Source organism: Orbus sasakiae, from assembly GCF_039542345.1.
In the GTDB taxonomy this organism is placed as follows: domain Bacteria; phylum Pseudomonadota; class Gammaproteobacteria; order Enterobacterales; family Orbaceae; genus Orbus; species Orbus sasakiae.
Map to the genome: position 1 here is coordinate 87,966 of NZ_BAABHY010000006.1, position 22,119 is coordinate 110,084.

Here is a 22,119-nt window from a genome sequence, read left to right on the forward strand (position 1 = left end):
ATAAATGAAACTATTGGTCAGCTCACCACTGCTCTATTGGAAAAAGCTCATCTTTATTCTAACGGCTGGTTGGGCAATCATTTTTGTTTATCGCGCCTTATTAGTCCCCATTTATCCTGTTATTAGTCAATATTTTGGTGGTGTCACCAATGCGCAGTTAGGTTACATTTCCAGTTGTTATTTTCTTGGCTATGTTTGTATGCAAATCCCGTCGGGTTTATTAGTTGATAAAGTCGGGCGTAAGCAGATATTAATCCCCAGTTTTATGATTTTTGCCGTCGGCGCAGCAACGGTTGCTTTATCATCTTCTTTGTTTACGGTTTATGTTGGCAGCTTAATTGCGGGTATCGGATGCGGTACATTTTATGGTGTGGCGTATTCATTTACGGCGCAATATGTACCAGCAAGCAAAAAAAGTTTAGCAACCGCTATCGTCAATAGTGGTATTGCAATTGGTAGCAGTTTTGGGCTGATTTCATCGAGTTTTTTAGTGGGTCGCGGATTCTTGCCGTGGCAATATCTGATCATGATTGTGATTGGGTTCATTTTGATCATGATGTTTATTTTTCATCGGTTTATTTTGTCTGAAATCAAATTATCCAATGAGAGCACATCGGTTGATACGAAAAGCCCTGCAGAATTAACATCAACAGCCAGCGCGACGCCACAAGTGGAAATGAGTTTACTGCGCTCACTGTGCCGTCCCCAGATGATAGCAGCCTATATCCTTTATTTTTCAACACTATACACGTATTATTTGATCGACACTTGGTTACCCAATTTTTTAGAGGTTGAAAAAGGGGTGAAAGCAACATCAGTGGGCTTTATGTCATCCTTAGCCTTTTTTTCCGCTATCCCAGGAGCGCTATTTTTTAGTTATATTGCTGATGTCTTTTTCAAGAAAAAAATCCAGATTATTATTGCGTTAGAAGTATTGGCTGCACTGTGTTTATTTATGGCGGTTTATAGCGTTAATACAACTGTGATCGCCATTAGCATCATTGCTTATGGTTTTTTTGGTAAGTTGGTGGTTGAGCCGATTATTATTGCTTGGCTCGGTCAGTTTGCTTCACTAAAACGCTTAGCCACAACCTATGGTGTATTTAACTTTTTTGGGATGTCTTCTGCGGTTATCGTGCCATCGTTGACAGGGTATATTTCAGATATTATGCACAGTAAAAGTTATGCATTTTATTTAGCCATCACGATCACCTTAACCGGAACATTGATCTTTTATTTGATCACCAAATCTACTGGTGATTTAAAAAAGTCTAACTAATTGTTCTATTATCTGATAAGCCCTCAAACAGGTGTTTAAGGGCTTTTTACTGACACAACGAGCTTTATTCAGCAGCAACCGTAAAACGTTGTTGTACATGTTTTGCCGCTTCGGCTTCATCAATCATGGCGATGGCATAATCCGCGTAACTAATTTGACTTTGCCCTTGGCTATTTAGCAGTAGTGTATCGCCACCCGTAAGGTAATGTCCTGTTCTAACCCCGTCAGCAATAAACTCAGCAGCAGGACTTAAATAAGTCCACTGCACATCATCACGTTTTTTTAATGCATCAAACGCGATTGCCATACTTGAGGCTAGTGGCTTATATTCATCGGGAAAACCATCAGAATCGAGTAAACGTAATGTGTGTGCATCATCAACATATAAGCTACTTGCACCACCCACCACCAATAATCGGTTAGGTTTATGGCTGAGTAGATCGGCAAGATGTTTTAAACTGGTTTGATGAAGTGGTAATGATTCAGGGGCCCAAGTTCCAAATGCATCGATAATGACATCATAGTCTTTTAGATCGTTGTAACTTAATTGAAATAAATCTTTGATCACAACATGTGCTTTTTTGTTAACTGCTTGGTTTTCTCTACGCATCATCGCGGTTACGTCATGGCCTCGGCTTAGTGCTTCGTTGACTAAAAACAGGCCCGCTTTACCGTTTGCGCCAATGATTGCAATTTTCATCTGTAATTCCTCTTATGTTGGGTTGATTAAATACGATTTAACGTTATACTCAGCTTAATCTTGTCAGTATCTATTGTAAAGTAGGTACCCATTAGTACTATAGTTTCCTATTAGAAACTATTATTGATTTTAAAGAGGTTAGTGATGTTACAACAAAATGAAAAACTGCCTGCGTGTCCCGTGGAAATGACATTGATGTTGATGGGGGACAAATGGAAAGTGTTAATTGTGCGTGATTTGCTAACGGGGACTAAACGATTTGGTGAACTCAAAAAATCATTAAATGGCATTTCACAAAAAGTGTTAACCCAGCATCTTCGAATCATGGAAGAAAATGGCTTAGTCAGTCGTAAAGTGTATGCTCAAATTCCCCCTAAAGTCGAATACAGTTTAACCGATGTTGGAGTAAGTTTAAAAAACGTACACGATGCAATGTGCCAATGGGGTGAGCAGTATAAACAGCAATTTGGCTGCTAGGACGGATAACTCAACCGATAGTATATAAATCAGACACGATATGTCGAATTATATACAAATCAATGCATTTCATACTTATTTTTTGAAATTTATACATGATTTGTGTAACATGTGCCTCTCTATAATAATAGATAATCTGGCAATGTGTTTAGCGGTATGTTATTTATGCAAAACGCTGAAACTTGTTACAAATCAATTAACTAAAATAGGAAAAAGAGACGATGAAATTAAAACATATTGCAATTGTTACTGGATTAATGACGATGTCAGCGATGGCATTAGCCGATAATACGGGTTTTTATATGGGTGGAAAACTGGGTGCTAGCATCATTCAATCAAAAGATGTGCAATCAAATGGCCACTTTTACGATGGGCAAGGTTATGATTACAGTTCAGCTAAAGATAAAAATAAAACTGTTTTCAATATTGGTTTAAATGCAGGCTATGACTTTAATGTTATTTATGGTGTTCCAGTTCGAACTGAACTTGATTACACATATCGTACTAATGCGGATATTACCACATCGGATTATGTTTTTTCATCAATGCCGGCTCCTGGAGGTGGTGTTAGTGAAGGTGGGGAATACGATTCATACTCGTTTAAAGTGAAACAATCAACATTGATGGTAAATAGTTATTATGATTTTTATAACAGCAGTGATTTTACACCATATGTTGGTGTTGGCTTAGGGATGGCATTTGTCAAATACAGTTCTGAAGATGAATCTTATTCAAAAACAAAATTTGCGTGGGCGGCGATGGCTGGCGTTAGCTATCAAGTTACCAGCAACTTAACTGCAAACCTTGAATATCGATACCTTGATAGTGGTAAAATTAAAGATGAGTCAAATGATGGTATTTGGTATGAAGAAAGCTCAGCAAAATTAAGCTCACATGATTTAACGATTGGTTTACGTTACGCATTCTAATATCAACATCAATGAGATATATCGGGAACGTTATAACATCAATTACGTTCCTAATTCAGGCACTGTGTTTACTAAGCATTTAGTATTATCAGTGCTTTTTTATGTGCACTATTTTTGTATTAAGAATAAAAAATTCACTTTCTAAAAATCAATAAACATTTAACAACTCAATAAGTTAAATTTTACTAACGCGTCTCGCTAATAATCCGGTGAAGATGAATCAGTAAATAAAACTGCTCTTGTGATGATAAAGTGAGTTGATGTTGTTGTTGAATAAATCGTTCAATCGCTTCAACCACTGATTTTTCTAAGGTTAAATTGGCCGACATCTGTTGATATAATGATGTTGATTTGTCATCATTAAAGGGATTGCGCTGAATAATACGTTTGGCAAAGTAATTGAGATGGGTTAAAAAGCGTGAATAAGAAAAGCTGTCCCGGTCAAAAATTAAATGGGTAGAACGGCTAATCACGGTTTCAATATTTTTAACTAACTGGCTGACTTGTAGGTGTTCTTCTTTAGGCGAATTAAGGGCTGCATTGACAAAATGTAAGGCAATGGCAGATGCTTCGCTTTCTGGTAAACTCATCGCTAACCGTTCATTAATCAAATTAAGTGCAAACTTACCGATTTGATATTCATCTTTATAGCATTGGATCACATCGAGGTAGCTGAAGTTTTCATCTAAGTGACCGTCATAAAAACGTTTAACCATAAAAGCAATATGATCGGTGAGCGACAGATAAAGAGAGTCCATCACTGATAACTGATAGTGTTGCTGTGCATAAGCGACAATGTCGCGAACAATATGAAAGTAGGTTTCATCTAATTGATTGGCAAGATGGACAAAATCGAGCAAAAATTGTTTATCTTTTAGCAGAAAAATTTTTTCGACTTGCGATAGCTGCACATCATTGCCGATCGCTTGATTATAGCCAATCCCTTTGCCCATTAAAATGCACTCATTACCCAGTGAATCCACCGCAAGAATTAATGAGTTATTCATGACTTTAATGACCTGCATCGAGACTGACTCCTTATCCATAAATCCGCACGAATGACGGATTGATTGATGAACATGCGGCAACATAGTATAAGGCATTTTAGTGTTCTCACTAAAATCCCTTTATGACTTCAATTCTGTGCTCAGTAATCTATCAGTGATATTGCGTACCGTGCAAAATCATATTTAAAGTCCATGATTTTTAATCACATTTTGATACCAATAGAAGCTATCTTTTTTAATACGAGCCAGATCTTTAAGGTCATGATCATCGCGGTTAATATACACAAAACCATAACGTTTTTTAAATCCTTGATGTGAACTCAGCAGATCAATTGCCGACCATGGACAATAACCAAACAATTCAACGCCATCTTCCATGGCATCATAACATGCTGCAATATGTTGTTGGATATAATCAATACGGTAATCATCATGAACTTTGTTGTCAGCCGTTAATTCATCAGGCGTGCCTAAACCGTTTTCAGTAATGATCATGGGGAGACGATATTGATGATAATATTCGTTTAAGACTAATCGTAAACCCATCGGATCAATTTGTGCACCATATTTTGATGACGGCAAGTGTGGGTTTTTCTCTATTTTAAAATAGCCATATAAATCAAAATCAATATCTTTCTCTTTGGTACCAATTGGATGGCTAGCATCTGCGGGTAGGTAGCTTGCAACCAATGTGCGATAATAATTAACAGCAATAAAGTCTGGCTTTGCTTGTTTGAGTATTTGTGCATCACTTGGCTCAGTATGTGGATAAATACCGCATTGCGTTAAATATGTTTTGTAGTAACCTGGATAATCACCAAAACAGTACATCTCTAGAGCATAATTGGTTTTAAAGTTATCATTCATTTTTGCCGCCCAGACATCTTGCGGCTTATTGCTGCTTGGGTAGGTCATCGTTGATGATACAGCAGGCCCAATTAGACTTCCTTTAATCATATCATGGCAATCGTTTGTTGCCATCGCATGCGCGACAAACATATTATAATCCATTTGTGCACGGACTTTTTCGACATTTTCAGGTTGAACATGATACATATTCATGCGTTCATTCACCCGAATCATTAAGTTCTGCTCATTATTGACTTGCCATTTTTTGACGCGGTCACCAAACGCACGATAACAGGTTTGTGCATAACGTCTAAATGCCTCAATACAGCGTCGATCTTGCCAACCATTGTATTTATCAACTAACGCAAACGGCAAATCAAAATGGTAGAGTGTCACAAGGGGTTCAATATCATGTTCGATTAATAAATCGATCACATTATTGTAAAAATCGATACCCGCTGGGTTGATGTCACCATCACCATCAGGAATAATTCTGGCCCAAGAAATGGAAAAACGATACGCTTTTAAACCGAGTTCTTTAAATAATTTGATGTCATTGACATAATGGTGGTAAAAGTCACTGGCCACTTTACTATCTGCTTGCATATGCGAGCGTTGAAATGAGTTATAATCGGCGACAGTCATGCCTTTGCCACCCTCATCCCAGCCCCCTTCAATTTGAAAAGCCGAAGAAGAGGCGCCCCATAAAAAATCGTGTGGAAATTTTTTCATTTTATCAAACCCCTATGCTTGTATTTGTAATAATTGGTTGTTGGTCTCAATTTGAGTCTGTGCCGTTGGTGCAATTGTTGCATATTGCTGTGAATTTACGACAATGATCGATGTTGTTAAATCATACCCAGCCTGTTTAATTTTTTCGATATCAAAGCTGACAATTTTGGTGCCTTTTGTAATATGCTCGCCAGCTTTAACATGAGCGGTAAAATACTGCCCTTGTAAGTTAACCGTATCAATACCAATATGAATTAAAATTTCGATACCGCTGTCTAATTGCAAGCCGATGGCATGCAGTGTCGGGTAAAGAACGCTGACCGTACAATCTTCTGGAGCAACAATTTCCCCTTTATTTGGGAGTACCGCGATACCTTTACCCATTGCCCCAGAGGCAAACACATCATCTTTAACATCGGCTAAGGCAATCACTTTCCCACTGACCGGTGACATTAGTGCATGGTCAAGATCATGGGGGGGCTGTTTATCTGTCTCTTTTGGCTTATCGGCTTGTTTGTCATCATTTGGGATATCGGTAAAACCTAACACGACAGTCATAATACATGCACCAAAAAAGGCGATAGCACAGCCAAGTAAGTAACAGACAAAGGCTTTGGTTCCCGCGTTAGCGTAGACAGGAATAGTTAATACACCTTGATTTGCAAAGGCTGTACCATAAGAGCCACCCCATCCCATTAGTCCACCACCGATGGCACCGCAAATTACCGCGTAGATCATCGGTTTTTTTAAACGTAAATTCGCGCCATAAATTGCCGGCTCGGTGATACCAAATAGTGCAGTAACGGTTGCTGATGCCGCAACGGTTTTTAAATTTTTGTTTTTAGTTTTAAAAAATACGCCCAACGCTGCGCCAGCTTGTGAAAAGTTAGCCGCGCCAGCAAAGGCGAGCAGATTTTGGCGACCAGTTTGTGCAACGTCATTAATCCCAATCGGAACAACCGCACGGTGGGCCCCAAAGATAACTAGCACACACCAGATACCGCCAATAAACGCACCAAGCAAAATAGGGCTAAAATCCATGATGTAGTAATAAATCCAATTGACGAACTCACCAATATAAATCCCAATAGGTCCGAACACAATTAATGTTAATGGCACCATCACCAGTAGTGACAGCGTTGGCACCATAATGATTTTGAGCACTTCGGGCACATATTTATCAAAAAAGCGTTGGACATAACTTAAGATAAATACGGCAATAATAATGGGAATCACGCTTGAGACGTAATTGGCTTTTGTAATGGTAATATTAAATAGGCTGATGGAGTTTTGTCCTAACATCAAGGCGACTAATGCTGGGTAACACAGCGTCGCCCCTAGAATCATCGCTATAAATTCATTGGTTTTAAACACCCTCGCTGATGCATAACCTAAAATGATTGGCATAAAATAAAATACGGCATCTGAGGCAGCATTTAAAATAATATAGGTATCACTTTTTTTGATATCTGTTGCATAAAACGAGGTACCCATCATCACGGCAACCGCAAGAATCCCTTTTAGCATACCAGAGGCAGCAATCGCGGGAATCATCGGGGTAAAGATGGCCGTAATCACGTTTAAAATGCGGGTACCTAAGGCCACTTTTTCTTGGCCTTGTGCATTATTGGCAAGGTCACCAAGTAGCGGCTGCAACGCTTCATACACTTTGGTGACTTTATTGCCAAGTACGACTTGATATTGCCCATTACTCTCAACAACGGATATCACGCCTTCGGTTTGGAGTAATTTATCTTTGACAGCTTTGGATGTGTCAATGAGTTGAAAGCGTAAACGGGTAAAACAGTGTGTTAATCCGCGTACATTTTTTTTACCACCAACGAGCTCGAGTATCTGCGAGGCTATGCTTTGATAATCCATACGCTATCCTTTTGTTAACTAAAATAATCGGAAAAATTATTTCCAAAAAAAAAGACCAAACGCGCTTAACGAGTTCATTGCTGATGCAATGAAAACCGGTTAAGTACATTCGATCTTGCCTGCTATATCAGTAACACGTCAAAATGTAACAAATATCAATTTTCAATAAAAATAACATGATTTGAAATGTCAAACAAGCACAATTGAGGACTTGCAAAATATTTTTTTTAGATATATTTTTAAAAAAAGGCGGCTGCAATAAGGCAAGATCGTTTATGAAAAAAACAACAAAAAAGTCGTATTTATTGCTGATTATTGTCATATTTTTTTGGTATGCTCAATATGTTTATATTCCTTTTCAAACGCCTTACCTGATTGGTATTCACGTATCTGTGAATATGATTGGGATTATCATGGGGGCTTACGGTATTTCCCAATTTATTCTGCGTTTTCCAATGGGAATACTTGCTGACATTAAGCAGCGTCATAAAATTTTTATTGTCACGGGCTGTGCATTAACCGCGTTGGCTTCCATTGTGCGGGTCTTTTTTACCGATGGTATGGGCTTTTTAGTCGGTAATATTATTTCAGGTTTCGCGAGTGCCACGTGGATCTCGTTTATGGTGTTATTTTTAAGCTTTTACCCTAAATCACAGCGCACCGTTGCTACTTGCCGAATCATAATGGCCAATAATTTGGGCATGTTTTTGGCTTTTTTATCTAGTACATTACTATTTGAATATGGTGGCATGGTTTTTATTTGTGTACTGAGTGTAATCAGTGGTGTTGTAGCCACGGGATTGGCGCTAGGGCTGAGCTATCCCCATAAACTGGCTAAACCAACGCCAGTGAGATTATTGTTGACGGTATTTTCTAACCGTAAATTGCTGTTTTTTGCTTTTTTAGCGCTCATTCAGCAAGGGATTCAAATGTCGACCACGATGTCGTTTACCAATCAAATCATTAAAGGGCTTGGCGCCAGTGCTTTTGTTATTGGATTATCATCGTTAATCTATATGCTGTCATCTGTCTGCTTTGCAAAAATAGGTTCAAGCCCTTTATGTAATAAGTTTTGTAAAGCGACATGGATTACCTTGTCATTTGTGTTGCTCGCGGCTTACTGTTTCTTTGTTCCGATGGCGACGACATTTTGGTTGATTCTTGGGCTGCAAATCATACCAGGTATCTCAACAGGCATTTTATTTTCCTTTTTGACGGCAGAAGCGATGCAAGGTGTATCTCGCAGCGTTAATTCAACCGCAATGGGGCTTTTCCAAGCAATTTATGCGATCGGTATGACACTTTTCCCTATCGTTGTCGGCTACCTGAGTAAAATTTACTCACTGGGTTTTGCTTACGCGGTATTAGGGGGGATTGCGCTATTCGCTAGTGGTTTATATCTGGTTTCACTGAAAACGTCAGCGGTGCTGGATTAGGTTTTTACACTAGAATTAGCCATTATGATAAAAAAATAACGAAAATAAGTGAACAGTCCGACTCGTCATGCGCCAACATCACGAGTCGACTTAATATCATTAAATGAGTTTGGTCTCTTTCAATGATAATTTGAGGAAAGCATAAAAAATCGGGGCAAAGACTAAACCAATAAAACCAAATAGCGTTTCTAAAAACAACATGGCAATTAATAATTCACAAATCCCCGCTTGAATTTTTTTACCCACGATTCGCGCATTGAGAACATATTCAAACTTATGAATCACGATGAGGTAAACAATCACCACAATGGCCACTTTAAAGGAGACCGTGAAGGCCACAAAAAACATCAATACATTGACCACTAAATTACCAATAATAGGGATCAAGCCAAAGACAAACGTTGCCAAGACTAAGCTTTTGCTAAAGGGCAAAGAGACCCCAAAAATCGGCAGTACAACAAATAAGAAGATGGCCGTCATAATGGCATTAAATAACGAGATTAAGACTTGTGAAATTGCCACATATTGAAAGACTAGCACTAATCTATCAAGGCAGCCACTGAGGGCTTTAGTGAGTTTAGTTTGGTTTTGGCGTTTTTCCTCAATATTGCGTTTATTGGCTTGGAACCCAAGGATTAAGCCAATAATCATCCCCACAATAATGATGATTAAAATATGAAACATACGCGCAATCATATTTTGTAAATAAAAAATATGTTCTTTCAGGTAGGCAATTAAGCTATTTTTAATCTCTTCTGTATTATCAGGCAGATAGCTTCGCAGTGCATCGGGTAAGGTTGTTGACAGTTTATCAACCAGCAGTTTGATACTGTCCATGGTTTCAGCCGGATGTTTTGCTAGCCCGACAAACCAAGTAAATAAATACCAAAAACCGCCAGCAAAGATGACGAGAATCAGACTTGATAATAGCAATACGGATAGCAGTTTTGATTTATTACTAAACCGCGCCATTTTTTTTGATAAAAAATCATCTAATTTGATTGTTAATGTGTAGGTAAGCAATCCAGCTATCACCGCTGACATTAAATGGACCTGCATAAGGATTAAAAAAAAGATTGAAAATCCGACGACACAAAAAATATCCATTTTTTGATTATCATTAAGTAACATGGTAGTGAAAGTCCTTATTTTATGGTTAAGTGGCTATCATATAGCTGACGTTGATCACTATCAATGTGATTTTGTGTCATTCTTGCCGACACGTTGGCGATGAGGCGTGATTGAATTGAGCTTGGTAAGTAACGAAAACAGGTACGCTATGTTTAACATGTCACATAGCGTAACGCGAAAATAGTATTAACTGAGATCGATATTTTTACAACCACAAAAATAGGTCACAATAAATCCAGTCAGGTAGGTAATGATAAGACCCGTAAAATAAACTAACATTGCAGGCATGACACCATCATGTGATGTCATAAACGGAATTGCAATGATGCCAGAAGGGCCAAAAACTGAATTGAGTCCCATTGGTAAACCCAGCATTGCCACTAAGCCGATAAAAAATCCCCCAGCAGCACCACCAATACACGCGGTAATAAACGGTTTTATGCGTGGTAATGTTACGCCATAAATTAAGGGTTCGCCAATGCCTAAAAAGCCAGGAATGATCGCACCACTAATTTGTTTGCGTAACAAGCTCCCTTTCGGCGAACGAACAAATAAAGCGATTGCGGCACCGACTTGCCCGCCTCCTGCCATCGCAAGGATTGGGAAAAGTGAGTTAAACCCCTGATCGGCAACAAGTGCAATATAAACGGGAACAAAGCCTTGGTGAATCCCAAACATCACTGCGATTAAAAATAATCCGGCTAAAATTGCAGCCCCGATAGGGTTACTGTTTAAATGCTTAAACAAAAACGACATGCCATCAAATAAGTAAACACCCATTGGCATAATGACTAAATAGGTTATTATCCCCATAATTAATAAAGTGAAGGTGGAGGTGAGTAACATATCAAAGTTATCAGGGACTAAACGGCGAATGCATTGTTCAACTTTTGCGCCTAAAATTGTCGCAATTAAGATGCCGATAATATTCCCTCTGGCGTCGATAGCAAAACCAAAAAACTCAGTCATGCCTGAATAATAACCGACGGTGCCGGTTGCGTTATAGGTAAGTACAAACAGTGAAGCCAATATTGCACCATTAACACCTGAGCCACCAAAGGCTTGCTGAGCATTATAACCGACTAAAATACCTAAAAACGTAAATAACCCTTTGCTAAATACTTTAATATAACTGACTGAATCAACTAACAGTAAATTGGGTGACGTATCGGTTAAGATAACATTTTGTTCAATTAACGTTGCAATGCCTAGTAGCAGTCCTGCAGCAATAAAACCTGGAATCAGGGGCGTAAAAATGGTGGCAAATTTGGCAAAGAACCCTTTAATTGCACCATTTTGTCTCGATTTGATCTGGTCTTTATTGGCTTTGGTGATGTAGGATAAATCGTTATTCTGTGCGCTATCGCTAGCCGATGGGGTATTATGCAACTGCACTTCAACAAGGTCCTTGGCGGTTTGCGCTTTACCCGGACCTAAAATAATTTGTAATTGATTATCGCCATCCACGACGCCCATCACACCGTCAATCGCTTTAAGCGTCGCATAATCGGTTAGGCTATTATCAAACAAACCAAGCCGTAAACGGGTCATGCAATTCCCATTGCTGCGAATATTCTGCGTTCCCCCTACGGCGGCAATAATTTGGCTGATCATGTGCTGATTTATTTTTGACATAGATACTCCGCATCACATTAAGGTTTAATGGCTTGGCGAATAAAGCCACCGTTTTGATCGAGTAAAGCTTTCGCGTCGTTGGCATTGAGATGACCGAGGATCATAACAATTGCTGTTTTACAATGGCGTTGGCTCTGACTTAACGCTTGTTCTGCTTGCTGGCGATCGCAGTCGGTGGCTTGCATCACAATATTAATTTGGCGCTCAATGAGTTTTTGGTTAGTGGCTTCAACATCGACCATTAAATTACCGTAAACTTTGCCCATTTTGATCATCGCACCGGTAGTCAGCATATTTAAGACCAGCTTTTGTGCGGTGCCAGCTTTCATACGTGATGAGCCAGTGACAACTTCCGGCCCAACAACTGGCGTAATGGCAATTTTGGCAATACGGGCAATTTCACTGTGTGGATTACAACTAACCGCAACGGTGACGGCACCAAGTTGATTGGCATACTCAAGGCCACCAATGACATAAGGGGTGCGGCCACTAGCGGCAATCCCCACTAACACATCACGTTGATTAAAATCAATCGCATTTAAGTCATCAATACATAATTGTGTGTTATCTTCTGCATTTTCAACCGCTTTAAAAATTGCAGCATGGCCACCAGCAATTAGCCCCATCACCATTTCTGGCTTTGTGCCATATGTTGGTGGGCATTCACTGGCATCTAAAATTCCTAAGCGCCCTGATGTACCCGCACCACAATAAATTAAGCGTCCACCGTGTTTAAACGCATGACTAATTGCTTCAACGGCTTGTGCGATAGGTTCTAATTGTTGTTCAATAGCGAACGCCACTTTTTTATCTTCATTGTTAATCACTTTTAGCATGTCGAGGGTGGATAGATTATCAATCTGTTCACTATTGGGATTACGGCTTTCAGTGACCAGGTGGGTTAGATCGATGGTTGATTGCATTTTTTATTCTCTAAAAGGATGGGTTTGGAATATATTATTCCGTTTATTTGAAATTTAGAAATAAAATATCGTTTAATTTGTGACTAATATCACAGAAAAAATGCGCGCGACGTCGTCTTGAAACGGCGCAATGTGAGTTCTGTTGTCAGTCATTTTAATGTCAGGTATGATGAGCTTATTGTGCAAAATAGACGATGGTTTACCGATAAATTGAGGATATAGTGAACATTATTGAAAATATCAAAGCCAATCTTAATGGTTTCTCTGATGGGCAAAAAAAGATTGCTAGCTATATCGTGCAGCATAAAGATCGGATTGCGCAATATTCTTCGCAGCAACTTGCACAAAAAATTGGTGTGAGCCAATCAAGTATCATTAAATTTATCCAATTTTTGGGCTTTGATGGTTTTGCAACCTTTAAGTTGCAATTAGCGGCAGATATATTACGTTACCATCTCAATACCAAGCCAGATTTGCCGTTACATAATCAAATTGAACGAAATGATTCCCTTGAACTTGTTGCCAAAAAATTGTTGCAGGAAAAGCAGCAAGCGCTCATTCAAACAACCCAGAGTTTGAATTTTGCCATACTTGAACAATTAATTGAACAGATGATACATTGCCGACGTATCCAAATTGTGGGCATTGGTAATTCAGCCTTAACCGCTAAAGATTTAGCCTATAAGCTCCAAAAATTGGGATTGGCGGTCACAGCAGAAAATGACACACATATTCAACTTGCCATGGCGCAGTCATTAACCGCGCAAGATGTTTTGATTGTCATATCATACTCAGGCATGCATCGCGAAGTGTGTTTATCTGCTAAAACGGCTAAGCAAAATGGTGTCCCCGTTTATGCAATTACGTCGCTACAACGCAGCACATTACGCAAGTTAGCTGATTTTTGTTTAGATACCATTGCCGACGAAGTGCATTGGCGTAGTTCATCCATTTCTTCACGAACAGCACAAAATACCATCAGTGATTTAATTTTTATGGGGGTGGTACAGCAGTTAGGTGATCTGGCTGAAACGAATATAAAAAATAGTAGTCAGATGATTAAAACATTACAAAATAAGAATTAGTTGATGGATTTGCTGACTCCCCAAGCCAATTATAAACTTGGGGATAACAATGACATGACTAGCTACGCCATACCCCACGAATTGGTCGACTAAAGTGGGCAAGCACGGCAATCATACAGACTTCGATTGAAACAGCCCAATAAATATGACCTAAAATCTCACTCCATAACTCATAACCATTAAGATTCCATAACCAGCCAGTTGCTCCATTATCATAAACAGGGTTTCTAAAGCCAAGTAATGGAATTAAAAAGCCATGCATGACAACGGTAATGACGAGACCATAGAGTGCACCATACCATAATCTGACTTTGTTGCAGTAGTAAGAGCCAGCAGCGTACACAAATGCAAAGGCAAAGCTAAATAACCAGTGATAAAGGGTTACCGCGCCGAGTACCGTTGCGCCTTGGTAGACATAGTCGAGTGAATGGGAATTGATACCAAGCCAGCCAAACCAGGCATCAATATGTGCCGCTGGTGGTGAAATTTCACCGGGTACACGTGGGGGCATGTTGACTTCAGAGCCCCATTTGACTAATGAGCTAAAAAATCCACCAATGATGGTGGTCCAGATGATGATTTGACGATTACCTTTATTACCAAACATGAATAACTTCCTTAGTGAATATGGATGACCGATTAAATTGTATTTTAAAAAAGCACAGGTTAAAAGGGGGTTATATCAAGAATGATAAAAATAAATCTATTTTATCAATTGGTTAATTTACATGGTTTCGGCTTTTTAGTTATCTGTTCTTCGTCGTATTTCGCTGCAGTTAGACGCTATTAATGAAAAATCTAATACTTTAATAAGCGTATTTAACTTGTTATGATGAGTGTTATGAACATAAAAAGATAAAGGATGAGATATGCAGTGGATTATCAGTGATGAATTTAAAACCGATCTAAAAAAACTGGTGTCGCTCCTGACGAACCGGCCGGATCTTGAGTGGGTATATCAACTTATCGACAATTATACCATTGAAAGTGGTCGTGGTGAGCCACTAGCAGAAGCGAATCGATCTCCCTCAAATGTCACGCTCGATTTTAATCCCACGGAAGTGTTAGCTGACATCTTGCAACCTGAGTTTATGTTAGAACTTGATTTAAATGATGACGTGAAGCTGCTTAAAGAAGGCATTGAGGACTTATTGCTGAGTAATTTTGGCATACCGCGTGTTTCACTCCCCAATTTACGCCATTATGATAATCGTACCACGATTTCCAGTGATCTCGTGTTGAGTGATTTTAATCGTGAATTGAAGAAACAAGGCTTTAGCCTTGCAAATATTGAATCTGACGATGATTATTATTGGATTATTGTGTTTCCAAGCAGTTATTACAGTCAAATTGAACAATTAGTGAAACAATTGGGGGCTCAATTACGATGATCGTGATTAAATATGTGGTAATGATAGGCGTAACATGATGTTGGCTATTGAGCTTGCAATAAGATACAAATAAAGTAGGGATCTTATTGATCCGCATCGGTTTATCGAGTTTTTACACTATAATTATAGGTTATGACAATTTTTTAACGAAAATAGCGACGATGCTTCAATATGATCAATACACATAATGAAAATAGGAAAAATAATGGTTAATAATGATATATTACGCAGCATGCGCTATATGCTTAATCTCAGTGATGAGGGAATGGTCGACATTATCAAATTAGTCGGGCTTAATGTAACCAGTGCCGAGGTGAAAGCGTGGTTAAAACGTGACGATGATGCAATGTATCAACCCTGCTCAAACTATGTCATGGCTCACTTTTTAAATGGTCTGATTGTGTCTCGTCGAGGCCAAAAAGAGGATGTCACCATGGTTGTCGAAACGAAACCCACCATCAATAATAATATCGTGATGAAAAAACTACGTGTCGCATTTGCGTTAAAAGATACCGATCTAATCGATATTTATGCCTCCGTCGATTTCCGTGTTTCAAAACCTGAGTTGAATGCGATTTTTCGTCATGCTGATCATAAAAATTATCGGCAATGCGGTGATCAATTGCTGCGTTATTTTTTGAAAGGGTTAACGCTAAAAATGCGTGGAGAGAACTGCGAACACTAAAAAAGCGTTATGCGTGTCGATTCGTTTTGTGCCGCTAACACTGAATTGATTGATGCGTCATTTCACATCATATCTGTTTGAGTGGAGTTAATGGCATAAAATATGCATTCCTTAAAATTGACTATTCAATTTATAAGGAATCAACGATGATGAGACAACATTATTATCTGGCTATTTTATTGTTCACGCTGTGCTTTAATCCCTTATCTTACGCGACTTTTTCACCAAATCAGACGGTCGGCAAATACTGTGATACACCTTCACGTTGCTTAAATCCAATGACGACCAATGCAATGGTGACATCACCTAATTATTTAGCAACACAAGCAGGCGTTGACGTGCTGCGAAAAGGTGGCAATGCCGTTGATGCCGCGATTGCCATTGCATCAACCCTTGCTGTTGTTTACCCACAAATGAATACCCTTGGTGGGGATAATTTTTGGTTAATTTATAATGCTAAAACGCAAGAATTAAAAGGCCTTAATGCCAGTGGAAGGGCGGGTCATATGGCAACAATGGCGTTTTATAAAAAGCAGGGTTTTGATAAAATCCCAGCACGAGGGTATTTATCGGCCAATACCGTACCTGGTGCCGTTTCAGGCTGGGATGAAGCCTATCAATATGCCGCAAACAATATGCATAACGCTTTAGCGTGGCAGGATTTATTTAACGATGCAATCGGCTATGCTCAACAAGGATTTGCGGTTTCACACAGTTTACATCATTGGTCGACGATCAATACCGATAGTCATGATAAAATATTTCGTGATTTACAGCGTTTTCCTGAATTTAATCGTGTTTTTTTGAAAAATAATGCTGAAGTTTACCAAGTTGGTGAAATTCTCAAGCAACCAGACTTAGCGAAAACATTGACCATGATTGCCCAAAATGGTGCTACTGCATTTTATCAAGGCGATATTGCTAAAAATATTGTCAAGGATTTACAGCAAAATGGCGGGCTATTGACGCTTGATGATTTTACCAATCATCGTGCGACATGGGTGAAGCCGATTCATGTTAATTATCGAGAATATACTGCATATAATCTACCGCCGAATACGCAGGGTATGGCTTCACTTGAAATCCTCAATATTCTTAATAACTTTGATGTTAAGTCACTGGGTGAAGGTAGTGCTAGTTATTATCATTTAATTATTGAAGCCACAAAACAGGCTTTTGCTGATCGGGATAAATATTTAACCGATCCTGACTTTCATGATATTCCGTTAGATGACTTATTATCGGTTGAGCATGGGAAAGCTCAAGCCACACAAATTAATCTGCAAACCGCGCAAGTCGATATTAAGCCACTTGATCCTAAAGGGGATACGGTATGGTTTGGTGTCGTCGATGCCTATGGTAATGCCGTGTCTATTATACAAAGCATTTATCATGATTTTGGTTCAGGCATCGTGGCAAAAGACACGGGGGTTTTATTACAAAATCGTGGTAGTTTTTTCTCATTGGATCCCAATAACGTTAATCACCTTGAACCCAATAAACGAACGTTTCATACACTCAACCCGGCAATGCTATTTAAAAACAATGTGCCATATTTAGTTTATGGCACTATGGGGGGAGAAGGCCAGCCACAAACACAAGCTGCGATTGTGACACGCATTGTTGATTTTGACATGACACCACAAGACGCGATCAATGCACCAAGATGGCTACATGGTCGCACGTGGGGAGCATCCTCGAATGATCTGAAAGTTGAAGGTCGTGTCAGTCAAGATATCATTAAGGCACTGATTGCACTTGGGCATCCGGTAAAAGTGGTTGATGATTATACGGATACTATGGGGCATGCCGGTGCGATATTAATTGATTCACCACGCAACGTATTATTTGGCGCCACCGATCCCCGTGGTGATGGTTTAGCTGCCGGTTATTAGTCTCGTTGGTGACAGACTATCGTGGATTAATTTTGAGCTGAATGATAATGCCATAAGTGGATGAAGCGTGGTAAGAGAGTGAGGCATAACACACCTGACCAAGATAAGGTTTACGGGATGTTCAGTAAAAAATAAACCTTGTGGGCGCCAATAAGGGCACTCACAAGGTTTATGGGGTTTTACTTGCTAGCGCTGATCTGCTTTAAGGCCGCTTGAGCCAATAAATTCAGATAGTTCCATGGGCGATTAAAATGGGGTTGGAAGAAGAAGTCAGTTAAGGCAAGATCTTCAACCGTCATTTTATTCTGAATCGCTAATGATAATGTGTTGACCGATTGTGTAATATCATATTTTGACATCAGTTGGGCTCCCACAATTCGATGGGTTCCCTTTTCATAAACCAATTCCATAAATACTTTTTCAGTCGTTGGCATGAATTCAGGGCGATAATTATCTTCTAAATAAGCAGACTCTACATCAAGTTGATAACTTTTCGCATTGGCATACGTCACGCCTGTTGAACCAATCTTCCAACCGAATAAGTATAAGCCGGATGTACCTTGTGTACCACGATAAGCCAGTTTATGTTCCGTTAGATTATAGCCAATTAACAGACCTTGGCGTACCGCATTTGTCGCAAGGGGAATATAACTGCTTGTATCACTAGGATTATAATGGACCACTGTACTATCACCTGCCGCAAAAATATCCGGATTACTGGTTTGCATATACGCATTGACCTCAATGGCGCCATTTGGCAACATATCGACTTTGCCTTTCAGTAATTCTGTACTTGGTTTAAAGCCAATACACATAATCACTAAATCCGTGGATAGCTGTTGGTTAGGAGTAATTACTCGATTAACAGCACCATGTTGGTCTGCTTCAAACGCGGTAACCGTTTCACCTAACACCAGTTTAACACCACGTTGGACAAGCTCGCGTTCCAGAATTTGGCTAAAACGTGTATCGAGGTATTTGCTCAAAACATTATTTAGACCATCGATTAAGGTGACTTTTTTGCCCGATTCAACAAATGCTTCAACGAGCTCTATACCAATATAACCCGCACCAACAATGGTCACATTTTTGGCATGCTTAGCCTGTTCGATGATGACGTTAGCTTGGTTATAGTTTTTGCATAACAAAATATTATTATGATCAATACCATCAATGGACGGAATAATGGGCCATGATCCCGTTGTCATCACTAATTTATCATAACTGACGGTTTCAGATTGACTCGTATGTAAATCTTTTGCGGTAACGGTTTTATTAACGGTATCCACATTGATGACATCGTGTTCCATTTTTACATTTGCACCAAGTGAGCTGAGCTCTTTTGGGTTTGAGTAAAACAGACCCGCAGGATCACGAACAACACCGCCGACGTATAATGCAATACCACATGATAAGAAGGAGATATTATCATTTCGTTCATAAACCGTTACCTGTGCATCAGGGTGATTGGCTAAGATACTTTTTACGGCTGATGTGCCTGCATGGGTACAACCAATAACAACAACTTTCATAATTTACGACCTCGTTTAAGTTTAAATGTTTCATATTTATAAATCTAAAAATTGCAAAATTATTGGATTCAGTATATCGCTGTTTTTAGTAAAAAATATGCTTATAAACGCGGTAATAGCTATTTCAATGGTCGGTTTTTCTGATAAAATTCATTAATAAAAGTAAGGGTTTAGGTGAAAATCTGTTGTTTTTTAAGGCTGTGACAAGGCGACCGATTATCTGGCTAGATAAGTCGATTTTATGGTGGCAAAAAACCACCATCATCACAATTTAGTGTATTTGGCTTACTGGCACATTTTGGATTAATGGCAAGTTGGGTAGAGCAACGTTGATGGTATCCACCGCTGAATTAGGGCCAGTAAATATTCCCCGCCAGCTGCCAACACGAGGATTTTTTTGTGTATTGTAACAAAATGTCAGTTTTAGGCTTTCGGGGGCTTGGTATTTCCCTTCACTATCGATACTCAGTGGGTAACGTTTTCCGTTGATTTCCACATAAAAATCTTGTTGCCAAGATGTTGAGGATGGACTTTGGTAAATGGTTTCACCACTATACCCATCAACTTGAGCTTCAAATCGAAGATCCACTTTAATCATATTACCTTGTTGGGTCGCACGTAGCACATACCCATCTGCGTAACCACTTGCCGTGGTGACGGATTGCGCGTAAGTACTGGCTGAGAATACTGTCATTATGAATAAAACAAAAGATAACCATTTATTTTTTAAGATCATAAACATCCTACTACTTCTTATACAATGAATAAAAACGCCCCAATCGGTTGATTAGGGCGTATCAAATAGTGTGATTAGTTACTGCTTGTTGTAATTCCTAATGCTTTCGCTGCTGCATAGAATACATCGGTATTATCAACATAAAGTTGGCTTTCTTTAGGCGCATGGTAGTAAACCCCTAAATTGGCATCTTCTTTTGCTACTGATAAGAAATAGTCTGCACCCGCACCTTTTGCGTAAACAGGGACTAGTTCGCGTGTATGGGTATCTGAGTGCCAACGAACAAGAGGTAAAGCCCCTGCACCTTGATTGATAATATCAGAGTAGATCGCTGTATTCGAATCAGGTCCTTGCAATAAACCATTACCGTGGTCTGTTGTCACAATCACTAACGTTTCATCCCATGAGCTATTTTTTTCGACCCAGTCACTAACGGCTTCAACTGCTAGGTTAAAATCTATTTGCTCTTCGATTAAGCGTGGTAAGTTATTAGCATGTGCAGCCCAGTCAACGGCACCACCTTCAACCATGAGGAAGAATCCTTTTGGATTTTGGCTAATAATATTAAGTGCACCTTTTGTCATCGTTGCTAAATCGGGTTGATTATCTAATAATTGACCCGCAGCTACACCATTACGGTTAAACTGTAATGTGGCATTGTTTTGTGCAGTCCCGACGACTTTACTTTTACCTTTTAGGTCAAGTTTGCCATCGGCCAAGGCAATAAAGTCAGCCTTGCTTTCAACATGAGCATAGTCGGTTTGGCCTTTGATAATTTTATTCCATAAATCTTTACCACCGACATAACGAAATGCTTTATCATTGGCCGGCTCTGTATAAACGCCATTGCTGTTGTAGTAAGGATGGCCAGAACCCATAATCACTGAAGCTTGGCCTGAGTTGATGGCTTCTTGAGCAATGGCTTCATATTGGTTACGGCTGGCATTATGAGCTAAAAAGCCAGCTGGGGTAGCATGACTCCATTGCACAGACGTAATGACGCCTAAAGCACGACCGCTTTCCACGACATAATCACCAATATTTTTTAATTTTGTATCATCATTTGACCAGTTAATGGCATTGTTATAGGTCTTATGGCCTGATGCTAACGCCGTCGCTGCTGCGGCACTGTCGGTATAGTCTGCACGGGTGTAATCGTAGCCTTCAAAATAACCAGGATAGTTCCCTAAGCTGCCTTTAAACGTGGTGTTGACTTTTTTATCTTGCCATAGTGATTTTGAATCGAAGGTCACCGCATCTTTATTGCTGTGAGTCGGTACATTCGAGGTATTTAAGGGATAGGTTGAGGCAAAGACTTTGACATCAAAATCATCATAAACTTCATGACCTAATGCACCATGGCGATAATAGCTCGCAGCGTGCCATGTATTGATGCCAGCACCATCACTAATCAATAGGATAACATTTTTTGCTTTTGGGCTATTTGCGGGGGTATCCGCTAAGGCGAATTGATTTACGGTGGTACTTAATAAAATGGTTAAAGTGATTGCACTCAATCTTTTCATTATGGGGTCTCCAAGGGTTATCATCAGATATAACGTCGATAACAATACGATATTTTCATGACAACTTTATGACAGTATTCAATGATGATGAGTCGCAATCTTTGAATTGTGCTTGATGGGGAGATTGGTCTTTTGTGCATAAAATAAAAATGTATTTTATCGAATTTGAACCAACCAAAGACGTCTTCACCGACAGATCTGTCGCGTGGTTTGTGTGATGGTGGATTTCGCCAACCTATTAGGCAGAACCCTCCGTTTGATCGCTTGACGGCAATGCTACCGCCAAGTGT

19 protein-coding genes are annotated in these 22,119 nt (G+C 39.4%); 8 read left to right on the plus strand and 11 right to left on the minus strand.

The window, feature by feature from the left end; all coding sequences use genetic code 11:
- The first annotated feature begins 4 nt into the window (after positions 1 to 4).
- Positions 5 to 1,279, plus strand: coding sequence for an MFS transporter (locus ABEA36_RS11255; RefSeq protein WP_345492204.1), 1,275 nt, complete (start codon positions 5 to 7; stop codon positions 1,277 to 1,279).
- Positions 1,280 to 1,343: 64 nt separating this feature from the next.
- Here ABEA36_RS11255 and ABEA36_RS11260 read toward each other — a convergent pair whose 3' ends face one another.
- Positions 1,344 to 1,979 (minus strand): NAD(P)-dependent oxidoreductase, encoded by a 636-nt coding sequence (locus ABEA36_RS11260; RefSeq protein ID WP_345492206.1) that lies wholly within the window; start codon positions 1,977 to 1,979, stop codon positions 1,344 to 1,346.
- A gap of 144 nt (positions 1,980 to 2,123) precedes the next feature.
- Between ABEA36_RS11260 and ABEA36_RS11265 the strand changes: the two genes are divergently transcribed.
- Together ABEA36_RS11265 and ABEA36_RS11270 are read left to right on the plus strand one after the other, a co-directional pair.
- Positions 2,124 to 2,456, plus strand: a complete 333-nt coding sequence (locus ABEA36_RS11265; protein WP_345492208.1) for a winged helix-turn-helix transcriptional regulator — start codon at positions 2,124 to 2,126, stop codon at positions 2,454 to 2,456.
- Between the two features lie 221 nt (positions 2,457 to 2,677).
- The gene (locus ABEA36_RS11270; protein WP_345492210.1) at positions 2,678 to 3,385 is read left to right on the plus strand and encodes an outer membrane protein; all 708 of its coding nucleotides are present in this window, start codon (positions 2,678 to 2,680) and stop codon (positions 3,383 to 3,385) included.
- Positions 3,386 to 3,570: 185 nt separating this feature from the next.
- Here ABEA36_RS11270 and ABEA36_RS11275 read toward each other — a convergent pair whose 3' ends face one another.
- From ABEA36_RS11275 to ABEA36_RS11285, 3 genes are all read right to left on the minus strand, one after another.
- Positions 3,571 to 4,488, minus strand: coding sequence for a PRD domain-containing protein (locus ABEA36_RS11275; protein WP_345492212.1), 918 nt, complete (start codon positions 4,486 to 4,488; stop codon positions 3,571 to 3,573).
- Between the two features lie 87 nt (positions 4,489 to 4,575).
- Positions 4,576 to 5,973, minus strand: coding sequence for a glycoside hydrolase family 1 protein (locus tag ABEA36_RS11280; RefSeq protein ID WP_345492214.1), 1,398 nt, complete (start codon positions 5,971 to 5,973; stop codon positions 4,576 to 4,578).
- A 12-nt stretch (positions 5,974 to 5,985) separates the two neighbouring features.
- On the minus strand, positions 5,986 to 7,854 hold the full coding sequence (locus ABEA36_RS11285; protein WP_345492216.1) for a beta-glucoside-specific PTS transporter subunit IIABC: 1,869 nt from the start codon (positions 7,852 to 7,854) through the stop codon (positions 5,986 to 5,988).
- Between the two features lie 275 nt (positions 7,855 to 8,129).
- Between ABEA36_RS11285 and ABEA36_RS11290 the strand changes: the two genes are divergently transcribed.
- A complete protein-coding gene (locus ABEA36_RS11290; RefSeq protein ID WP_345492218.1) occupies positions 8,130 to 9,290 on the plus strand; it encodes an MFS transporter in 1,161 nt (386 codons plus the stop codon).
- 99 nt (positions 9,291 to 9,389) lie between these two features.
- Here ABEA36_RS11290 and ABEA36_RS11295 read toward each other — a convergent pair whose 3' ends face one another.
- The 3 genes from ABEA36_RS11295 to murQ all read right to left on the minus strand — a co-directional run bounded on the left by ABEA36_RS11295 (position 9,390) and on the right by murQ (position 12,979).
- Positions 9,390 to 10,421 (minus strand): AI-2E family transporter, encoded by a 1,032-nt coding sequence (locus ABEA36_RS11295; protein ID WP_345492220.1) that lies wholly within the window; start codon positions 10,419 to 10,421, stop codon positions 9,390 to 9,392.
- Positions 10,422 to 10,607: 186 nt separating this feature from the next.
- Complete coding sequence (gene murP, locus ABEA36_RS11300) at positions 10,608 to 12,056, minus strand: PTS N-acetylmuramic acid transporter subunit IIBC (RefSeq protein WP_345492222.1); 1,449 nt, start codon at positions 12,054 to 12,056, stop codon at positions 10,608 to 10,610.
- A gap of 17 nt (positions 12,057 to 12,073) precedes the next feature.
- Entirely contained in the window at positions 12,074 to 12,979 is a 906-nt protein-coding gene (murQ, locus tag ABEA36_RS11305) for an N-acetylmuramic acid 6-phosphate etherase (RefSeq protein ID WP_345492224.1), read from the minus strand.
- Between the two features lie 221 nt (positions 12,980 to 13,200).
- Here murQ and ABEA36_RS11310 point away from each other — a divergent pair, with 221 nt between their 5' ends.
- Complete coding sequence (locus ABEA36_RS11310) at positions 13,201 to 14,064, plus strand: MurR/RpiR family transcriptional regulator (RefSeq protein ID WP_345492226.1); 864 nt, start codon at positions 13,201 to 13,203, stop codon at positions 14,062 to 14,064.
- A 58-nt stretch (positions 14,065 to 14,122) separates the two neighbouring features.
- Here the strand turns inward: ABEA36_RS11310 and ABEA36_RS11315 are convergent, their stop codons facing one another.
- Positions 14,123 to 14,671, minus strand: coding sequence for a YagU family protein (locus ABEA36_RS11315; protein ID WP_345492228.1), 549 nt, complete (start codon positions 14,669 to 14,671; stop codon positions 14,123 to 14,125).
- Between the two features lie 262 nt (positions 14,672 to 14,933).
- On the opposite strand from ABEA36_RS11315, the gene ABEA36_RS11320 reads away from it, so the two are divergent.
- The 3 genes from ABEA36_RS11320 to ggt all read left to right on the plus strand — a co-directional run bounded on the left by ABEA36_RS11320 (position 14,934) and on the right by ggt (position 18,035).
- Positions 14,934 to 15,455, plus strand: coding sequence for a DUF6630 family protein (locus ABEA36_RS11320; protein WP_345492230.1), 522 nt, complete (start codon positions 14,934 to 14,936; stop codon positions 15,453 to 15,455).
- Positions 15,456 to 15,660: 205 nt separating this feature from the next.
- Positions 15,661 to 16,140, plus strand: a complete 480-nt coding sequence (locus tag ABEA36_RS11325; protein WP_345492232.1) for a YehS family protein — start codon at positions 15,661 to 15,663, stop codon at positions 16,138 to 16,140.
- Between the two features lie 146 nt (positions 16,141 to 16,286).
- Positions 16,287 to 18,035 (plus strand): gamma-glutamyltransferase, encoded by a 1,749-nt coding sequence (gene ggt / locus ABEA36_RS11330; protein ID WP_425571940.1) that lies wholly within the window; start codon positions 16,287 to 16,289, stop codon positions 18,033 to 18,035.
- A gap of 179 nt (positions 18,036 to 18,214) precedes the next feature.
- On the opposite strand, the gene ABEA36_RS11335 is transcribed toward ggt, so the two are convergent.
- The 3 genes from ABEA36_RS11335 to ABEA36_RS11345 all read right to left on the minus strand — a co-directional run bounded on the left by ABEA36_RS11335 (position 18,215) and on the right by ABEA36_RS11345 (position 21,829).
- On the minus strand, positions 18,215 to 19,567 hold the full coding sequence (locus tag ABEA36_RS11335) for an FAD-dependent oxidoreductase (protein ID WP_345492234.1): 1,353 nt from the start codon (positions 19,565 to 19,567) through the stop codon (positions 18,215 to 18,217).
- 271 nt (positions 19,568 to 19,838) lie between these two features.
- Positions 19,839 to 20,309, minus strand: a complete 471-nt coding sequence (locus ABEA36_RS11340) for a hypothetical protein (RefSeq protein ID WP_345492236.1) — start codon at positions 20,307 to 20,309, stop codon at positions 19,839 to 19,841.
- A 68-nt stretch (positions 20,310 to 20,377) separates the two neighbouring features.
- On the minus strand, positions 20,378 to 21,829 hold the full coding sequence (locus ABEA36_RS11345) for an alkaline phosphatase (protein ID WP_345492238.1): 1,452 nt from the start codon (positions 21,827 to 21,829) through the stop codon (positions 20,378 to 20,380).
- Between the last annotated feature and the right edge of the window lie 290 nt (positions 21,830 to 22,119).

What these genes read in the sequence shown, in the direction of transcription:
- ABEA36_RS11255 (WP_345492204.1), top strand. Translation starts at nt 5, where the DNA reads ATGAAACTATTGGTCAGCTCACCACTGCTCTATTGGAAAAAGCTCATC.
- ABEA36_RS11260 (WP_345492206.1), bottom strand. Translation starts at nt 1,979, where the DNA reads ATGAAAATTGCAATCATTGGCGCAAACGGTAAAGCGGGCCTGTTTTTA.
- ABEA36_RS11265 (WP_345492208.1), top strand. Translation starts at nt 2,124, where the DNA reads ATGTTACAACAAAATGAAAAACTGCCTGCGTGTCCCGTGGAAATGACA.
- ABEA36_RS11270 (WP_345492210.1), top strand. Translation starts at nt 2,678, where the DNA reads ATGAAATTAAAACATATTGCAATTGTTACTGGATTAATGACGATGTCA.
- ABEA36_RS11275 (WP_345492212.1), bottom strand. Translation starts at nt 4,488, where the DNA reads ATGCCTTATACTATGTTGCCGCATGTTCATCAATCAATCCGTCATTCG.
- ABEA36_RS11280 (WP_345492214.1), bottom strand. Translation starts at nt 5,973, where the DNA reads ATGAAAAAATTTCCACACGATTTTTTATGGGGCGCCTCTTCTTCGGCT.
- ABEA36_RS11285 (WP_345492216.1), bottom strand. Translation starts at nt 7,854, where the DNA reads ATGGATTATCAAAGCATAGCCTCGCAGATACTCGAGCTCGTTGGTGGT.
- ABEA36_RS11290 (WP_345492218.1), top strand. Translation starts at nt 8,130, where the DNA reads ATGAAAAAAACAACAAAAAAGTCGTATTTATTGCTGATTATTGTCATA.
- ABEA36_RS11295 (WP_345492220.1), bottom strand. Translation starts at nt 10,421, where the DNA reads ATGTTACTTAATGATAATCAAAAAATGGATATTTTTTGTGTCGTCGGA.
- murP (WP_345492222.1), bottom strand. Translation starts at nt 12,056, where the DNA reads ATGTCAAAAATAAATCAGCACATGATCAGCCAAATTATTGCCGCCGTA.
- murQ (WP_345492224.1), bottom strand. Translation starts at nt 12,979, where the DNA reads ATGCAATCAACCATCGATCTAACCCACCTGGTCACTGAAAGCCGTAAT.
- ABEA36_RS11315 (WP_345492228.1), bottom strand. Translation starts at nt 14,671, where the DNA reads ATGTTTGGTAATAAAGGTAATCGTCAAATCATCATCTGGACCACCATC.
- ABEA36_RS11320 (WP_345492230.1), top strand. Translation starts at nt 14,934, where the DNA reads ATGCAGTGGATTATCAGTGATGAATTTAAAACCGATCTAAAAAAACTG.
- ABEA36_RS11325 (WP_345492232.1), top strand. Translation starts at nt 15,661, where the DNA reads ATGGTTAATAATGATATATTACGCAGCATGCGCTATATGCTTAATCTC.
- ggt (WP_425571940.1), top strand. Translation starts at nt 16,287, where the DNA reads ATGATGAGACAACATTATTATCTGGCTATTTTATTGTTCACGCTGTGC.
- ABEA36_RS11335 (WP_345492234.1), bottom strand. Translation starts at nt 19,567, where the DNA reads ATGAAAGTTGTTGTTATTGGTTGTACCCATGCAGGCACATCAGCCGTA.
- ABEA36_RS11340 (WP_345492236.1), bottom strand. Translation starts at nt 20,309, where the DNA reads ATGTTTATGATCTTAAAAAATAAATGGTTATCTTTTGTTTTATTCATA.
- ABEA36_RS11345 (WP_345492238.1), bottom strand. Translation starts at nt 21,829, where the DNA reads ATGAAAAGATTGAGTGCAATCACTTTAACCATTTTATTAAGTACCACC.